Genomic DNA, 15,251 nt, shown 5'->3' on the forward strand with positions numbered 1-15,251 from the left:
CCCCCTCTCGGCAAGATAGTTTAGCGTTAAACTATCTAATAGAACATTTGAGGCTTTCTGGCGAGTGGAAATATTGCGCTGTGGTTTGACACGCGGAAAACCGTTCAGGTAGGGACGTATGCGTTACCACAGCAGGGATTTCCGACGAAGAATTTTGGTCCCGCTCAGCGGATGACAATCTCATCCGAGCGGATCATACCAAGGATCGAGCGCGCCTGCTGATCCAGTAAATCGAGGTCAAGATAGGTGTCTGAAAGCCTGCGGGTCAGATTTTCCATTTCGGCGATTTCGGTGCTCAACGCTGCAAGGTCGCGCGACAGAGCATCCCGTTCCGCTGCAATCTCGACCCGTCGAAACAGGCCATAGTCTCCCTGGACGGCAGCAAAGGTGAAATACACACCCAGCATGAAAGCCACCGAGAAAAAAGCAACTGAGCCCAAACCGGGCCGATGGGAACGGGACACTCTGTTTACCGCCGTATGAAGTCTGCCTCAATGTCGTGCCATTATGCTTGGCATCTGACTGCACTATGTCACAGGTGATTCGGCTTGTGAATCCCCCGATTCGCAAAATTACCCGTGCAGCTGAATTTATTGTTCCAGCGCGGCGACGCCGGGAAGGGTTTTTCCTTCCATCCATTCCAGGAATGCGCCGCCTGCTGTCGAGATATAGGTGAAATCCCGCGCCGCGCCGGACGCGTTCAGGGCGGCTACGGTATCACCACCGCCCGCGACCGAGACCAACTGGCCCGAACGGCTGAGCGCGGCAGCTTTCAGTGCGGCCGCATTCGTTGCTGCATCGAACGGTTCCAGTTCAAAGGCGCCCAAAGGGCCGTTCCAGATCAGGGTTCGGCTTTGGCTGATGACTTCAGTGATAGCGGCGACACTCTCGGGGCCTGCATCCAGGATCATGCCGTCTTCGGGGCATTGGTCTGCGGGCAAAACCTGATGCGGCGCATTGGCCTGGAAGGTTTTTGCAACAACCACGTCACACGGCAGAACGATCTGGCAACCAGAGTTTTCCGCCTTGGCAAGAATCTCTGCGGCAGTGTCTTTCATCGCGGTTTCCGCCAGCGATTTGCCGACACTGATACCTTGTGCCACTAGGAAGGTGTTGGCCATGCCACCGCCGATGATCAGGTGATCCACCTTGTCGATCAGGTTGCCCAGCAGCTCCAGCTTGGTTGACACTTTTGCCCCACCGACCACTGCTGTTACCGGACGCTCGGGCGCGCCAAGGGCGCTTTCAAGTGCTTGCAGCTCGGCCTGCATCAGCCGACCAGCGCAGGCAGGCAGCAGGCGAGCGATGGCTTCGGTTGAGCTGTGGGCGCGGTGCGCAGCGGAAAAGGCGTCGTTGCAGTAGACCTCGCCCAGTTTGGCCATGCCTGCGGCCAGATCAGGATCATTCTTGGTTTCAGCAGCATGAAAACGGGTGTTTTCCAACAGCAATACTTGCCCGGCTTGCAGGGTGTCTGCGACAAGCTCGGCCTCGGTTCCGACGCAATCGGCTGCGAACAGAACCTGCGCACCAAAGGCGCTTTCCAATGTGGGGATAAGTTGTTTCAGCGACAGGCTTTCGCGCCGCTCTCCGCCCGGGCGTCCGAAATGGGCCAAAAGGATAGGCTTGCCACCTGCAGCGAGAATATCGCGTACTGTGGGTACGATGCGCTGAATCCGGGTAGCGTCGGTCACGACCCCATCCACCACGGGCACATTGATATCCACGCGCACCAGCACGCGCTTACCGTTCAGGTCCATATCGTCCAGTGTTTTCCAGCCCATCGCGCGATCCTCGTGTTTGGCAACCGATCTAGGCGGTTCTTTTCCTGCATTTTGCCCTCAGGTCAATGCGTCACTTGGCTTTCGCGTGCGTGGCGCATAGGTATTTGCGCAAGATAAACGACAGGAGGGCCACATGGCCGAGATCAAGGATCCCGAAAACACAATCATCATCGAGCTGAAGGGCGGCAATGTCGTCATCGAGCTGCTGCCAGATGTGGCCCCGCAGCATAGCGCTCGGATGAAGGAACTGGCGCGCAGCGGTGAATATGACAACGTGGCATTTCACCGTGTGATCGACGGTTTCATGGCGCAAACCGGTGACGTGCAGCACGGCGATATGGAAGACGGATTCAACCTGCGCAGTGCAGGCACAGGCGGGTCATCGCTGCCGAATGTTCCGGCAGAGTTTTCGAAACTGCCGCATGATCGCGGCACGTTAGGCGCGGCTCGGTCGCAGAATCCGGATTCGGCCAATTCGCAGTTTTTCATCAACTTTAGCGACAACCATTTCCTGAACGGCCAATACACGGTCTATGGCCGTGTTATCGACGGGATGGAGCATGTGGACGCCATCGTTCGGGGCGAGCCGCCCGCAAGCCCGGATCGTATGATCAGCGTCAAGGTGGCTGCCGATGTATAAGCTGGCCGCCGCATTTGTCCTGCTGGCCGGTCCTGCACTGGCCACGGGCCTTGAGATCGAGATTGAGGGTGAAGGGGCCAATGGCACCGTAACCGTTGATCTGTTTGACGATATTGCCCCCAAGCATGTTGAACAAATTAGCGCCCTTGCCGCTGCTGGTCAGTATGATGGCGTGGTGTTTCACCGCGTGATCGACGGCTTTATGGCTCAGACCGGTGACGTTGAACACGGTCGGGTCGGTGGCGATATGCGTCGTGCCGGTACTGGCGGTTCGGATCGGCCGGATCTGCCAGCTGAGTTCTCGGACTATAACTTTGATCGTGGTGTTATTGGCATGGCGCGGGCGCAGGATCCCGACAGTGCCAACTCGCAATTCTTCATAATGTTTGAACCTGGGCCGTTCCTGAACGGTCAGTATACGGTTGTCGGTCAGGTCACTGACGGAATGGACGTTGTTGATGCGATCAAGCGGGGCGAAGGCCCGAACGGAGCCGTAATCGGCCAGCCGGATGCGATGAAAAAGGTCACCGTGACCGAATAGATAAAAGGACCCCGGTGCCTGGTCAGGTGCCGGGGTCTTTTTGTAAGCGTGCGCTTGGATCAGTCGTCAGACATGGCCTTCCAGATCAGCGCACCAATCGCGCCACCAATCAGCGGGGCAGCCCAGAACAACCATAGCTGAGCCAGCGCCGGCCCATCGGCAAACAGGGCAACACCGGTTGACCGTGCCGGGTTGACAGATGTGTTGGTCACCGGGATCGAGATCAGGTGGATCAGCGTCAGCGCCAGACCGATGGCAATCGGCGCGAACCCTGCCGGAGCACCGCTTGAGGTCGCGCCCAGAATGATCAGGATGAAAAATGCCGTCAGCACGATCTCGATCACCAAGGCGGACATCATCGAATAGCCCATGGGTGAAGCCTCGCCATAGCCATTGGACGCAAAGCCTCCGACCCCGGCGAAATCTGGTGCGCCGCTGACGATCAGATACAGTACAGCCGCTGCTGCAATGGCTCCGATGACCTGAGCAATCCAATAGGGCAGCAGATCCTTAGCCGGGAACCGTCCGCCGATCATTAAACCCAGACTGACTGCCGGATTGAAATGCCCGCCTGAAATGTGGCCAACGGCAAATGCCATAGTCAGCACTGTTAGGCCAAAGGCTAAAGATACGCCCAACCAGCCGATACCGACATCCGCGACGCCAGCCGCTAAAACAGCGCTGCCGCAACCGCCAAGCACCAACCAGAATGTACCGAAAAATTCTGCCATGAGTTTTGTTGACATGAAAAGTCCTCCGAAAACCAATGGGCTGTAGTGTAATCCAAAACGCAGAAATATCGAAGCTACTCATCACACATAGAAATTCGGCGGAGAATGAAGGGGTATTTGGGCGCGCTTGCCACGTCAAAAGGGGGCAGATAGACCTATGGGTGTGGCATGGAAATATGGGTTCAGCCTACGATGACGTCAAAGACGAATAAGCCGGTTAAGGCCAAGTTATTGCCGGATGATCCGTTCTTCCCGCTTATTCAGGATGCTTATCGCGGTTTTAAACGTCCAAAGCCAAGCAGTATCGAGGTCTGCGAAGGGTGCTGCATGGAACCGGATATCGAGGCTGATTTCTTTCACCCGCCCATTCAGGAACTGCCGTTGCACTATCTTCAGGACTGGTATTTTGCAGCGAGTGATCCGGAAGGTATTGCCAAGAATACCTGGGCCTATCTTTTGCCGCGTGTGCTAGAGGTCTTGGCCTGTGGCGAAGAGGTAAGCTCTGTCGGGATCGAGGTCAGCCTGAGCCGGTATCCGACGGGACAGGCCCGGAACTGGTCGTCGGAGGAGTGGCGTGTCCTGGACAATTTTCAGAAACGCTTTCTTCTGAAGGCGATCGAAGGGGGCTCAGAAGAATGTCTGGACGATACGCTTTGCATGTTTCGCCTCGGGGGGTGGCCAATGGATAGCCTTTTGGCGCAAGTAACCGCAGTTAAAACGGCGACTTTGGCAGAACGGTTCTGGCAGGACTGGTGTTACGGGTATGCGCCCTCGGTTTGGATCACGGCCTTCTGGGAAAGCCCGGACGGCACGGCTGCATTTGATTTTTACACGTCTGAAGTCATGTATCGAAGAATGCAGCAGCTTGCCTTTGATGATGGCACGCCACCAGATTTGTCCGAAAAGGCGCTGATGGTCGCAGAAGTGATCGAGGCCAATGCGACCTGGAACCAACCTGATCAGTGAAAGCACTTCGGTCAGAATTGCAAAAGAAAACGCCGCAGGCTGTCCCGCGGCGTTTGTTTCCTGTCAGTCTGTCAGAATTACTGTTTGACGTCTGCAGCCGGGTTAGCGCCCGGTTTTCCGCTGCGGCCAGGGTTCAGAGGATCGTCCTGACGCTGAACGGAGCCTTCGAAATGCGCGCCGCTTTCGATGGCGATTGTCTTGTGAATGATGTCGCCTTCGACCCGTGCGGTCGAGGTCAGGCGCACTTTCAGGCCACGCACGCGGCCAACGATACGGCCGTTGATGACAACGTCATCTGCAGTGACTTCGCCCTTGATGGTCGCCGTTTCACCGATGGTCAGCAGATGCGCACGAATGTCACCTTCCACCGTACCTTCGACCTGAATGTCACCCGAGGTTTTCAGGTTGCCGGTGATGTGCAGATCCGAAGACAGGACCGATGCAGGTGGCTTGGGTTTGGGCGCGGTGCTGGCCTTGGTTTCCGTCGGTGCAGGGGTTGCCGGAGTGGCCGGAGCGGCAGGCTTGGCGGCCTCTGGGGCATTGGTTCCGGGCTCGTTGATTTTGCTCTTAGAAAACATTTCTTGCAGCCTTGATGTAAGTCATTGGGTTAACAGGTTTTCCGTTTACGCGGACCTCATAGTGCAGGTGCGTTCCGGTCGACCGTCCGGTGTTACCCATATCAGCAATATGATCCCCGCGCGAGACCCTTTGGCCAACCTTAACCCGTAACTTGGTGTTATGAGCGTAAAGTGTCTCAATTCCGAAGGCGTGCCGGATTTTGACCAGACGCCCGAAACCCGATTGCCAGCCCGCATGGGTGACTACGCCGTCGGCGGTCGCAAAGATATCAGTTCCAAGTGCACCGGCGAAATCGGAACCGTTATGCATGCGGCGACCGCCCGTTTTTGGGTCACGGCGCGTGCCGAAGCCACTGGTAAAGCGGACAGCCGCTTTCACCGGGCTGGCAAACGGGGCCTTTTCTGCTGCGATACGATAGAGGTTCAGCTGGTCCATCTGTTGCAACAGAGTGTTCGCGCGGATCTCGTCGGGGGTCAGGTCCTCACCGCGCGTGCTGAAGGAAATTGGGGTGAGGGGGCCACCCATGCCGCTATAGCCACGCCGTACTTCTTCAATGATACGGTCAGTTGGCATACCTGCCTGTCGGAACATCTTGTCGAGCGGTTCAACCGAGATGATCATTGCTTCTTCTAGCTGACGGAAAATCTCGTCGCTGCGTTCCTGCATCAGCCGGATCTCAAGCTCGAGATCGTCCCGCTGATCCAGTGCGTTCCGGGCGTCGGCTGCGATCTGATCACGCTCCTGCGCGGTGCGGGTCAGAGCAACGGTCATAAATTCCATCTGTTCGGGGCTGGCAGTGTTTGCCAACGTGAGCCCATCATCGGAATCTGATTGTTGCAGCGCCGCAAGCTCCTGACGGGCAGATTCCCGTTGTTTCATGGTGGTGCGCAGGGTGGACTGGATTACCTCGATCCCCGTTTCCAACTCACGGCGGCTGTTTTCGGACGCCAGCAGCTCGGATTGCATCGCAGAGATCTGTTCAAGCGCGGCGTTGAACCGGTCCTGAGCCATCAGAGCCTCATGAGCGCGCACGTCACGCTCTGCTGACAGAATATTCAGCCGCTCCTGATATGTCGCCTGATCGCGCTTGGCCTGTTCTCGGAAGTTGCCTGATCCGATGCTGTCCATCAACAGGATTGCGGTAGTGACCGCAGTCCAGCCAACAAACAGGGCAACACCAGCAACTGCAAAGATCTGTGTCTCTGAGCTGAGCCGGATGAACCGTGTGTCATTGTCAGATTTCAGAAAGACCCGGCGTTCCGGGAAGTGCTGCTCAAGCAGCGAATGTAGTTTGATTGCCAGACGTGCTCGCACGCGCCTTACCTCTCGATCCCCAAATTCGGGATCGGTTGTGAGTGGTCTCCGTCCCTTGGGGCAACTGAATAGAGGGGACGTCCGATTTGGGCAAGATTGTTAACTAGTTCACACAACAAACAGGGTTAATCCCGCCAATTCTCGGCGAGAAATTGCCGATTACATCAACTGGAGGATGATTCAAAGACCGCTATGACCGTGCATGCCGACCTAGCGGGCAGAGCCGGGCGGCGGCAGGCCTTCGGTCAGCGGCCAATAGAAATCCGGCGGTAACCCGGCTTCGGCCCGCTTTTCTTCGTTGAAGGGCGGTTTAAGAACGCCATGAAAATAGCGCCGGACCAGATCGTGAAAGATACCCTTTGGGTCAGCGTTCTCGCGTCCGCAAAGGAAATGGAACCACTTGGACCCGTAAGCAACATGCCCGACTTCTTCGGCGTAGATCACCTCGAGCGCGGCAATGGCCTGTTCAGCCTTGGCCTTGCGGAAGATGTCAATCATGCCGGGGGTCACATCCAGACCCCGCGCCTCAAGCACCATCGGCACTACGGCCAAACGGCCCATCAAATCTTCTGCTGTATCTTCGGCAGCGCGCCACATACCCGCATGGGCGGGCAGGGCGCCGTAATGACTGCCCATCTGTTCCAGGCAATCACAGACCATTTCGAAGTGGCGCGATTCCTCTTCGGCGCATTTGACCCAGTCGTCGTAGAAACCGATAGGCATAGGGACATGGCCAAATCGGGCGATTAAATCCCAATGCAGATCAACCGCGTTCAGTTCGATATGGGCGACCGCGTGTAGCAGGGCGATGCGCCCAGCCTCGGAGCCGGGGCGGCGCCTTGGGACATCCCGGGGGGACAGCAAATCTGGTTTGTCCGGTCGGGCGGGATTCAACGGCGGTGTTGCGGTGCCCACTTCAATCGCAGGAGCGTCCCCTGATCGCGCCGCAAACCAAGCTGCGGCATGGCGCTTGGACAGGGCGGTCTTTTCGCGCCCGTCTGCTGTGGTCAGAACTTCGGTCGCCATTTGGGTCAGTGTTTTCGACACCGGGATATCTCCGCTTTCAAGATTTGTTCGGGTAATAATCCGGATGACGACCGCGGTGAAGAGGGTTACAGCGCGCGCGCGGCTTCCAGTACCTCTTCCACATGGCCGGGCACTTTGACCTTTCGCCAGATGCGAGCGATCTTACCGTCGGCGTCAATCAGAAAGGTTGAACGCTCGATCCCCATCGACTTGCGCCCGTACATGTTCTTCTCGACCCACACACCGTAATCCTCGCAAACGGCCGAGCCTTCGTCGGACAAAAGTGGCGTCGTAAGACCGTGTTTGGCGACGAATTTGTCATGCTTAGCCACCGTGTCGCGCGAGATGCCGAAAACCAGGGCGCCGGCATCAGCAAAGGCTTGAAGTTGTTCCGAGAAACCGATGGATTCCTTGGTGCAGCCCGGCGTATCATCACGGGGATAGAAAAACAAAACGACGGCGCTGCCTTGCAGGTCTGACAGCGTAACCTCACCACCGCCGTCGCGGGGCAAAGTGAAACCGGGGGCGATGTCTGTAACGTCGGGCATTGGAAACTCCGCTAAAGGTTTTTAAGTGCTGCCTGACATCATGGTGCGGTGCAAGCAGGTAATAGGGCGTGGGTCGGAATTTGGCGCGGCAAGAAGATACACAAGAAGGCCCGGACGGGAAACCCCGCCGCCGTCGGTCACGCCGCCGCATCGCTGCTTGGGGGATCGTCGGAACCTTCCTGTTGCTTTGCCTGCTGGCCTTTGGCGGCTGGTTCTTTCTGATTGGCAAACAACTGCACGCGCCCGACTGGATGCGGGCGCAGGCCGAAAAACGGCTGGATGAAAGCCTTGGAGGGATCAAGATCCGCTTTGGCGACGCCAGCTTTATCGTCAACGAAAACTGGTTGCCACGTTTGCGACTGACGGATGTGACCATAAGCGACGCGGCGGGACAACAGATCGCGCAAGTGGCGGATATGCGCACCCGGTTGTCGATGCGGTGGCTGCTACGGGGGAAAATCCGCCCGCGCACGATTACCCTGCGCGATGCCCAAATCGCATTGACCCGCGGATTGGACGGGGCGCTTTCGTTGACAGTCGGTTCTGGCAGTGCACCGGTTCAGCGGGCGCGGACATTGATCGAGTTGATCGAGGAATCTGACGATGTCTTTTTGTCACCACTGCTGTCGGGGCTGCGGTCGGTCGAGCTTGAGTCGTTGACGCTGGACTATCAGGATTTGCGCCTGTCGCGCGCCTGGGTTTTCGACGGCGGACATATTTCGATCATCCGTACCGGTGACGAAATGCGCATGTCCACCGGGTTCTCTGTTCTGACAGGGCGCGATTATGCCAGTTCGATTGAGGTAAACTATACCAGCGTACTTGGAACGCCCCAGGCAAGCTTTGGCTTTGCGATAACCGACCTGCCTGCCGAGGATATTGCAAGTCAAAGCCTAGCCTTGTCATGGTTGCAGGTCCTTGACGCTCCGATCTCGGGCGCGGTGCGCGGCAGTGTTGATGGCAACGCGGCGCTGGGGCCGTTATTTGCGACCCTGAACCTTGCGGCAGGCGCGGTGCAAGCCAACCAAGAGACAAAACCGATTCCGTTTGAATCCGCCAGGGCTTATTTCAGCTATGACCCAAGTCGGCAGGAGCTGGATTTCGACGAGGTTTCTGTAGTCTCCGCCTGGGGGTCCGTTCAGGCCGAGGGAAGGGCCTTTTTGAGAGGTATCGAGAATGGACTGCTGGAAAGCCTGACCTCTCAACTCCGTCTCAGCAGCATCGACATCAACCCGGCTGGGCTGTTTCCGGAACCCCTCAAGTTGGCGCGTGCCGACCTTGATCTGAAGATGAAGCTGGCCCCGTTCGAGTTGCGCCTCGGACAGATGACGGTTGAAGACGAAAACCTAACGCTGCGTGCTAGGGGTAATCTGAATGGTGAAGCCGAAGGTTGGTCGGGGTACCTCGAGGCCCATCTGGACGAGTTGGAGTCAGGCCAGTTGCTGAGATACTGGCCCCAATTACTTGCCGAAAAGCCGCGTAAATGGGTGTCCGACAATTTATATGAAGGCCGGCTCTCGGATGTCGATTTTGCATTGCGGTTGAAGCCGGACACCAAGCCGGACATTTACTTGGACTTCGGGTTCGACGACGCCAAAGTCCGCTTTGCCAAAACTTTACCGCCGGTCCATGACGCTCAGGGGCAGGCCAGCCTGATCAACCAACGGTTTACGGTGACAGCCGAGAAAGCGGTTGTCATTGCCGATCAGGGCGGCCCGATAGACGGGTCAGGAACATCCTTCATTATTCCGGATACGTCGATCAAAAAGCTTTCGCCGGCGATTGTGCGCGTCAAGGCCAAGGGCTCGGCAACGGCCGCCTTGTCTTTGATGGATCGTCCCCCTCTGCAGCTGATGACAAAGGCAAATTTGCCCGTGGATGTGGCCTCTGGCGATGTGGAACTGTCAGGCACCTTATCTCTGCCGATGAAGAAGGGGCTGAAGTTCGATGAAACCCAGTTTCACTTTACTGGTAAGATTGGTGATGTGCACAGTGATCGCTTGGTCAAAGGTTTTGTCGTCAGCGCGCCTCAGTTGACTATTTCAGGTGACCAATCCGCTGTCGAAGTCGGCGGCGACGGATATTTCGGCGACGTGCCCCTGCAGGCAACCTGGCGCCAGCCTATTGGGGGTCGAGAACCGAAACCCAGTGAACTGAAAGGGCAGATCGAGATTTCGCCCCGGTTGGTGACCGAGCTGCGTGCCGGGTTACCAAAGGGTATGCTGACTGGAAAAGGCGTTGCCGAAATAACCTTGGGCATCGGTGCTGGCCGCCCCCCGAAACTGACGGCGACATCGGATCTGGAAGGCGTAGTGCTGTCTATCCCCGAGCTCGGTTGGCGCAAAGGCGCTGGTACCAAGGGGTCGATCGATGTCGAGGCAACGCTGGGCGATCAGATGCGCGTGGATACACTTCGGCTGGATGCGGCGGGGTTGAGAAGCCTGGCCTCCATTAATTTCAAAAATGGTGCTTTCGATCGTGTAGAGTTCAGCTCATTCGAATTGGGGAACTGGCTTGCGGTTCCGGCGGAGCTGATTTCACGGGGGTCAGCCTTGCCCGACATCAGGGTTTTAGGGGGCGTGATGAATCTGGGGGGCGCGACCTTTGGATCCTCCGAAGGTGGTGGCGGTGGTTCCGGGCAGGGGCCCGAGCTGGATGTAGTGTTGGATCGCCTCCAGATTACAGAGACGATCGCCCTGACCGGGTTCAAGGGAAAATTTGCGACAACTGGCGGTGTCAGCGGCGCGTTCACGGCGAATGTAAACGGCGGTGCTGCTGTGCGCGGGCAGGTGACCCCGCGCGGAGGGCGCAGTGCAGTCAATCTAATCTCTGGTGATGCAGGCGACGTTCTGAGATCGGCCAAAATGATAACCCAGGCGCGCGGTGGCAAACTGGACCTGCAACTGGAACCGGTCGGCGGGGCCGGGAACTTCGATGTCATCATGAAGATCGTGAACACCCGAATTCATGACGCCCCGGCCATGGCTGCCTTGCTGAACGCAATCAGCCTTGTTGGGCTTGTGGATGAAATGGCTGGGCAAGGCATCTTTTTCTCGAGCATCGAAAGCCGAATGCGGATTACTCCGACCGAAATCAAGGTTCTCAGCGGCAGCGCCGTCGGTCCTTCGATGGGATTGTCCTTCGACGGGACAATCGACACGGTTAGCGAAATGCTGAACTTGCGTGGCGCGATTTCCCCAATCTATCTGGTGAATGCGATTGGAAGTGTCTTCACCAAAAAAGGTGAAGGTGTGATCGCGTTCAATTATACTCTGACCGGCCCTTTGAAATCACCCTCTGTCTCGGTCAACCCTCTGTCAGGGCTTGCGCCATTGTTCTTGCGCAACCTTCTAAGGGAGCCCGCGCCGAAGGTTCAGGATGGGCCAAATGCACAGAAAGCCAAGCCGGATGAGCCCAAGCGCACATTTGGATCGCCGCCAAAAGACAACTGAACAGGGATATAGCCGAATCTGATACGACCCTGTAAGGCGCGCCCATGAAACTCAGCGATTTCGATTTCCACCTGCCCGAGAATTTGATTGCCACCCGGCCTGCCAACCCGCGGTCTTCGGCGCGTTTGCTTGTGGCCGAGGGCGATGCAATCTCGGATGCGCACGTCTTTGACCTGCCAGACTGGCTGCGACCCGGTGACCGGCTGGTGTTGAATGATACGCGGGTCATCCCGGCACGCCTCAGCGGGCGGCGTCATCGCGACAGTGCGCAAGGGCCGGTGTCTGCGTCGATCGAAGCGACGTTGCTTGATCCGCAGGCAGACGGCACCTGGGCCGCGTTGATCAAACCGCTCAAGAAGGTCAAGACAGGTGAGGTTATCCGGTTTTCGGATCAACTGAGCGCTGAGTTGGATAGGGTGGCGGACGGACAGGCCTTTCTGCGGTTTAACCTTACGGGGCAGGATTTTGATGCTGCGCTGGAACAGGCCGGCGCCATGCCGCTGCCGCCCTATATTGCCGCGAAGCGCCCTGCCGATGCGCAGGACAAGACGGATTACCAGACGATCTGGGCGCGCAACTCCGGGGCCGTGGCCGCGCCCACCGCGTCGCTGCATTTTGACGAAGCGCTGATGCAGGCGCTTACCGCGCGCGGCGTTTCTGTTTCCTACGTTACGCTTCATGTCGGTGCCGGAACGTTTCTGCCAGTCAAGGTCGAGGATGTGACGACCCATAAGATGCATGCAGAATGGGGCAGGGTCAGTGCGGAAGCCGTCAGTGAAATTCGTGAAACCAAAGCCATAGGTGGCCGTGTCATTCCGGTGGGCACAACCGCGCTGCGATTGATCGAAAGCGCCGCCCGCAGTGGGCAGATCGTACCCTGGGAGGGCGATACCGACATCTTCATCTATCCGGGCTTTCAGTTTTACGTCACGGATGCGCTGATCACCAATTTCCATCTGCCGAAATCCACGCTGCTGATGTTGGTTTCAGCTTTGATGGGGCAGGATCGGATGCAAGAGGTTTATGAGCACGCGATTGCGCAGAACTATCGGTTCTTTTCATATGGGGATGGGTCGCTTTTGATCCCTTGAGCGGCGTGTTGTCGGGATCGTTGCGTTTCGATGTCGTAGACAAGCTGGTTCAAAGCCGTTTTTGATATAAAAACGAATCTCTAGTTCAGGTTAGCAATCTCGGAGGCCTCTATGCTTCAGGTCATTACCAGCGCGTGGTCACTTCTTCTTGGCATGGGCCTGCTTATGATTGGCAATGGCCTACAGGGCACAATCCTGGGCGTCCGAGGCGAGATCGAAGGGTTTTCGACCCTTCAGATGTCTGTTGTGATGTCAGCTTATTTCGTAGGTTTCCTCGGAGGTTCTCGCCTTGCACCGGAGATGATCCGGCGGGTGGGGCATGTGCGGGTCTTTGCTGCGCTCGCTTCTTTTATTTCGGCCGTGATGATCATGTATCCGATGTTGACCGAGCCAGTCGCGTGGGCTTTGGGGCGTGTCGTGATCGGGTTTTGTTTCTCGGGAGTGTATGTCACCGCCGAAAGCTGGCTGAACAACGCGGCCAATAACGAGAACCGGGGCCAGGCGCTTTCGCTTTATATGATCGTACAGATGACTGGGATCATCACCGCTCAGGGGCTTATGCTGGTTGGCGATCCTGCTGGTTACGAAACCTTTGTGATCGCATCCATTCTGGTTTCGGTTTCCTTTGCTCCGATTCTGCTGTCGATTTCACCGACACCGGCATTTGACACGACCAAGCCCATGACATTGCGTGAACTGATGGGGAAGTCGCCGTTGGGCTGCGTGGGCATGTTCCTGCTGGGCGGAGTGTTCTCGGCCCAGTTTGGTATGTCGGCGGTCTATGGCGCGCGCGCTGGGCTGACACTGGTTGAGATTTCGACCTTCGTGGCGGCTTTCTATGTCGGGGCAATACTGCTGCAATATCCGCTGGGTTGGTTCTCGGACCGGATGGATCGCCGGTTCCTGATCATGCTGGCGGGCATCATTGGTGCTTGCGGGGCGGCCACTGCGATGATGTTCGGGTCGACTTCATTTCCGTTCCTTCTGGCCTCGGCCTTTGTGATTGGCGGCATGTCTAACCCGCTGTATTCGCTGCTGATTGCGCATACGAATGACTTTCTGGAGCATGAGGATATGGCGGCGGCCTCTGGCGGTCTGGTCTTCATCAATGGACTGGGCGCCATTGCTGGCCCGCTGATTACCGGTTGGTTGATGGGCGATGACGTGTTCGGACCGTCGGGCTTTTTCCTGATCATCTTTGCACTGCTTGCAGCCACTGCTGTCTATGCGATGTATCGCATGACACAGCGTGCGGCGATTCCTGTGGATGAGACGGGCACCATGTCTCCGCTTTACCCAACGGCCTCGCCGGTGGCTTTCGAATTGGCGCAAGAGGTGGCTATCGAAGCCGCCGAAGCCGATCAGGAAACGCAAGATGTAGCCTAGGACACGAAATTATGTCGCAAGTGTTGCAAATTTTTACTGTCACAAATCTGTAAATCAGCCTTAAATGACGTTACGTCCCTGGGGAGGGCAAAACGACGGAGCAAGGCAATGGTAGGGCCTGAAGAAGTATTGAGTTTTTGGCTGGATCAAGTGGGTCCAGATGGTTGGTATATTGAGGATGAAGCGCTAGACGCAGAGATCCGCGAAAAATTTCTTTCCACATGGGAAATTGCTAATGAGGGAAAGTTCTCTCTCTGGCTGACATACCCCAGCGGGGCACTGGCCTATATAATTCTGATGGACCAGTTTCCTAGAAATATGTTCCGCGGCAGTGGTAAGGCGTTCGCCACTGATAAGGCGGCCTTGTCGGCAGCGAAATGCGCCATCGACAAGGGCTGGGATCTGAAGATTGACGAACCCGCGCGGCAGTTCTTTTATCTTCCACTGATGCACTCGGAAAATCTGTGTGACCAAGAGCGTTGTGTACGCCTGATGTGCCAGAATATCGACGAATCCAAGTCAACCAACCTGCTGCATGCAAGGGCGCATAGGGAGGTGATCCGAAAGTTCGGCCGTTTCCCCTATCGTAACGAAGCATTGTCGCGCCCCATGACCGAACATGAGGCCGCCTATGTAAACATGGGCGGGTACGGGTCCACCGTCCGAGAGCTTCAGGCCGCAGGTTAGCCTTCGACCGAACAACCTTTGATTGTGATAATACGGTCGGCCACAGTGTCGGCCGTTTTTTCTATTGCGGTGCCGATGAAGGCGTCAGGCGTTTCGGCAACCGCAACGATACGAGACTGCGCCGCCTGCAGCGTATCTTCGATTTGGCTCAGACGGTCGAGCGTTTGCGAGACCCGTTGGGCGGTGGCGGTGTCGGCAAGCGCGCCATTGACTTGTATAGTTGCGAGTTCAGTGCGAAGTGCTGCCAATTCACTGCGCACGCCTTGAACCTCTTTGCGCAAAGGGGCGACGATCTGAACCTTCTGTGAAAAATCAGACATCAGGGACTGCGCTGTTGTGGTCAGCTTCCAGCCCAAAAACAAACACAAGGCCACCAGGATAAGCGTGGCGTTGATTAGGGCGAGGACCAGATCTTTCAGCGTTTTAGCCATGTTATGCCTTTCGCGTAAATGGATTTAGAATGGAGCAACTGGGATACTTAGCTATCTTCTAGCGTTTTGAACGGGTGC

15 protein-coding genes are annotated in these 15,251 nt (G+C 56.8%); 7 read left to right on the plus strand and 8 right to left on the minus strand.

The annotated features are described in order from the left end of the window. Positions 1 to 164: 164 nt before the first annotated feature. Both AC2FIZ_RS01275 and AC2FIZ_RS01280 read right to left on the minus strand, forming a co-directional pair. Positions 165 to 464, minus strand: coding sequence for an FtsB family cell division protein (locus AC2FIZ_RS01275; protein ID WP_185956602.1), 300 nt, complete (start codon positions 462 to 464; stop codon positions 165 to 167). A gap of 126 nt (positions 465 to 590) precedes the next feature. After that, a complete protein-coding gene (locus tag AC2FIZ_RS01280) occupies positions 591 to 1,781 on the minus strand; it encodes a phosphoglycerate kinase (protein ID WP_496695793.1) in 1,191 nt (396 codons plus the stop codon). Positions 1,782 to 1,914: 133 nt separating this feature from the next. On the opposite strand from AC2FIZ_RS01280, the gene AC2FIZ_RS01285 reads away from it, so the two are divergent. Further along, positions 1,915 to 2,421 (plus strand): peptidylprolyl isomerase, encoded by a 507-nt coding sequence (locus AC2FIZ_RS01285; protein WP_271947577.1) that lies wholly within the window; start codon positions 1,915 to 1,917, stop codon positions 2,419 to 2,421. After that, positions 2,414 to 2,962, plus strand: a complete 549-nt coding sequence (locus AC2FIZ_RS01290) for a peptidylprolyl isomerase (protein ID WP_142633219.1) — start codon at positions 2,414 to 2,416, stop codon at positions 2,960 to 2,962. Before AC2FIZ_RS01285 ends, AC2FIZ_RS01290 begins: the two co-directional genes overlap by 8 nt. A 59-nt stretch (positions 2,963 to 3,021) precedes the next feature. On the opposite strand, the gene aqpZ is transcribed toward AC2FIZ_RS01290, so the two are convergent. Next, positions 3,022 to 3,708: an aquaporin Z gene (aqpZ, locus tag AC2FIZ_RS01295; RefSeq protein WP_496790467.1), complete on the minus strand. Its 687-nt coding sequence runs from the start codon at positions 3,706 to 3,708 to the stop codon at positions 3,022 to 3,024. A 153-nt stretch (positions 3,709 to 3,861) separates the two neighbouring features. Between aqpZ and AC2FIZ_RS01300 the strand changes: the two genes are divergently transcribed. Then, entirely contained in the window at positions 3,862 to 4,659 is a 798-nt protein-coding gene (locus AC2FIZ_RS01300) for a hypothetical protein (RefSeq protein WP_496790469.1), read from the plus strand. 77 nt (positions 4,660 to 4,736) lie between these two features. On the opposite strand, the gene AC2FIZ_RS01305 is transcribed toward AC2FIZ_RS01300, so the two are convergent. The 4 genes from AC2FIZ_RS01305 to AC2FIZ_RS01320 all read right to left on the minus strand — a co-directional run bounded on the left by AC2FIZ_RS01305 (position 4,737) and on the right by AC2FIZ_RS01320 (position 8,126). After that, positions 4,737 to 5,237, minus strand: a complete 501-nt coding sequence (locus tag AC2FIZ_RS01305; RefSeq protein WP_271947570.1) for a bactofilin family protein — start codon at positions 5,235 to 5,237, stop codon at positions 4,737 to 4,739. Beyond that, on the minus strand, positions 5,227 to 6,552 hold the full coding sequence (locus tag AC2FIZ_RS01310) for a M23 family metallopeptidase (RefSeq protein WP_281994469.1): 1,326 nt from the start codon (positions 6,550 to 6,552) through the stop codon (positions 5,227 to 5,229). The genes AC2FIZ_RS01305 and AC2FIZ_RS01310 overlap by 11 nt, the downstream gene beginning before the upstream one ends. A 210-nt stretch (positions 6,553 to 6,762) precedes the next feature. After that, positions 6,763 to 7,599, minus strand: coding sequence for a ferritin-like domain-containing protein (locus AC2FIZ_RS01315; protein WP_425595905.1), 837 nt, complete (start codon positions 7,597 to 7,599; stop codon positions 6,763 to 6,765). A 65-nt stretch (positions 7,600 to 7,664) separates the two neighbouring features. Further along, positions 7,665 to 8,126 carry a peroxiredoxin gene (locus AC2FIZ_RS01320; RefSeq protein WP_281994470.1) on the minus strand — a complete coding sequence of 154 codons (462 nt, stop codon included), beginning with the start codon at positions 8,124 to 8,126 and terminating at the stop codon, positions 7,665 to 7,667. 68 nt (positions 8,127 to 8,194) lie between these two features. Here AC2FIZ_RS01320 and AC2FIZ_RS01325 point away from each other — a divergent pair, with 68 nt between their 5' ends. The 4 genes from AC2FIZ_RS01325 to AC2FIZ_RS01340 all read left to right on the plus strand — a co-directional run bounded on the left by AC2FIZ_RS01325 (position 8,195) and on the right by AC2FIZ_RS01340 (position 14,742). After that, on the plus strand, positions 8,195 to 11,578 hold the full coding sequence (locus AC2FIZ_RS01325; protein WP_496790470.1) for a YhdP family protein: 3,384 nt from the start codon (positions 8,195 to 8,197) through the stop codon (positions 11,576 to 11,578). A gap of 44 nt (positions 11,579 to 11,622) precedes the next feature. Continuing rightward, the gene (gene queA / locus AC2FIZ_RS01330; protein WP_282027353.1) at positions 11,623 to 12,669 is read left to right on the plus strand and encodes a tRNA preQ1(34) S-adenosylmethionine ribosyltransferase-isomerase QueA; all 1,047 of its coding nucleotides are present in this window, start codon (positions 11,623 to 11,625) and stop codon (positions 12,667 to 12,669) included. Positions 12,670 to 12,780: 111 nt separating this feature from the next. Continuing rightward, the gene (locus AC2FIZ_RS01335; RefSeq protein WP_271947562.1) at positions 12,781 to 14,055 is read left to right on the plus strand and encodes an MFS transporter; all 1,275 of its coding nucleotides are present in this window, start codon (positions 12,781 to 12,783) and stop codon (positions 14,053 to 14,055) included. Between the two features lie 108 nt (positions 14,056 to 14,163). After that, positions 14,164 to 14,742, plus strand: a complete 579-nt coding sequence (locus AC2FIZ_RS01340) for a DUF924 family protein (RefSeq protein ID WP_142633241.1) — start codon at positions 14,164 to 14,166, stop codon at positions 14,740 to 14,742. Here AC2FIZ_RS01340 and AC2FIZ_RS01345 read toward each other — a convergent pair. Next, on the minus strand, positions 14,739 to 15,173 hold the full coding sequence (locus tag AC2FIZ_RS01345; protein ID WP_496790472.1) for a hypothetical protein: 435 nt from the start codon (positions 15,171 to 15,173) through the stop codon (positions 14,739 to 14,741). The two genes, AC2FIZ_RS01340 and AC2FIZ_RS01345, sit on opposite strands and share 4 nt — an antisense overlap. Positions 15,174 to 15,251 lie beyond the last annotated feature (78 nt).

It is taken from the genome of Ruegeria sp. CDSB022, from assembly GCF_059611145.1.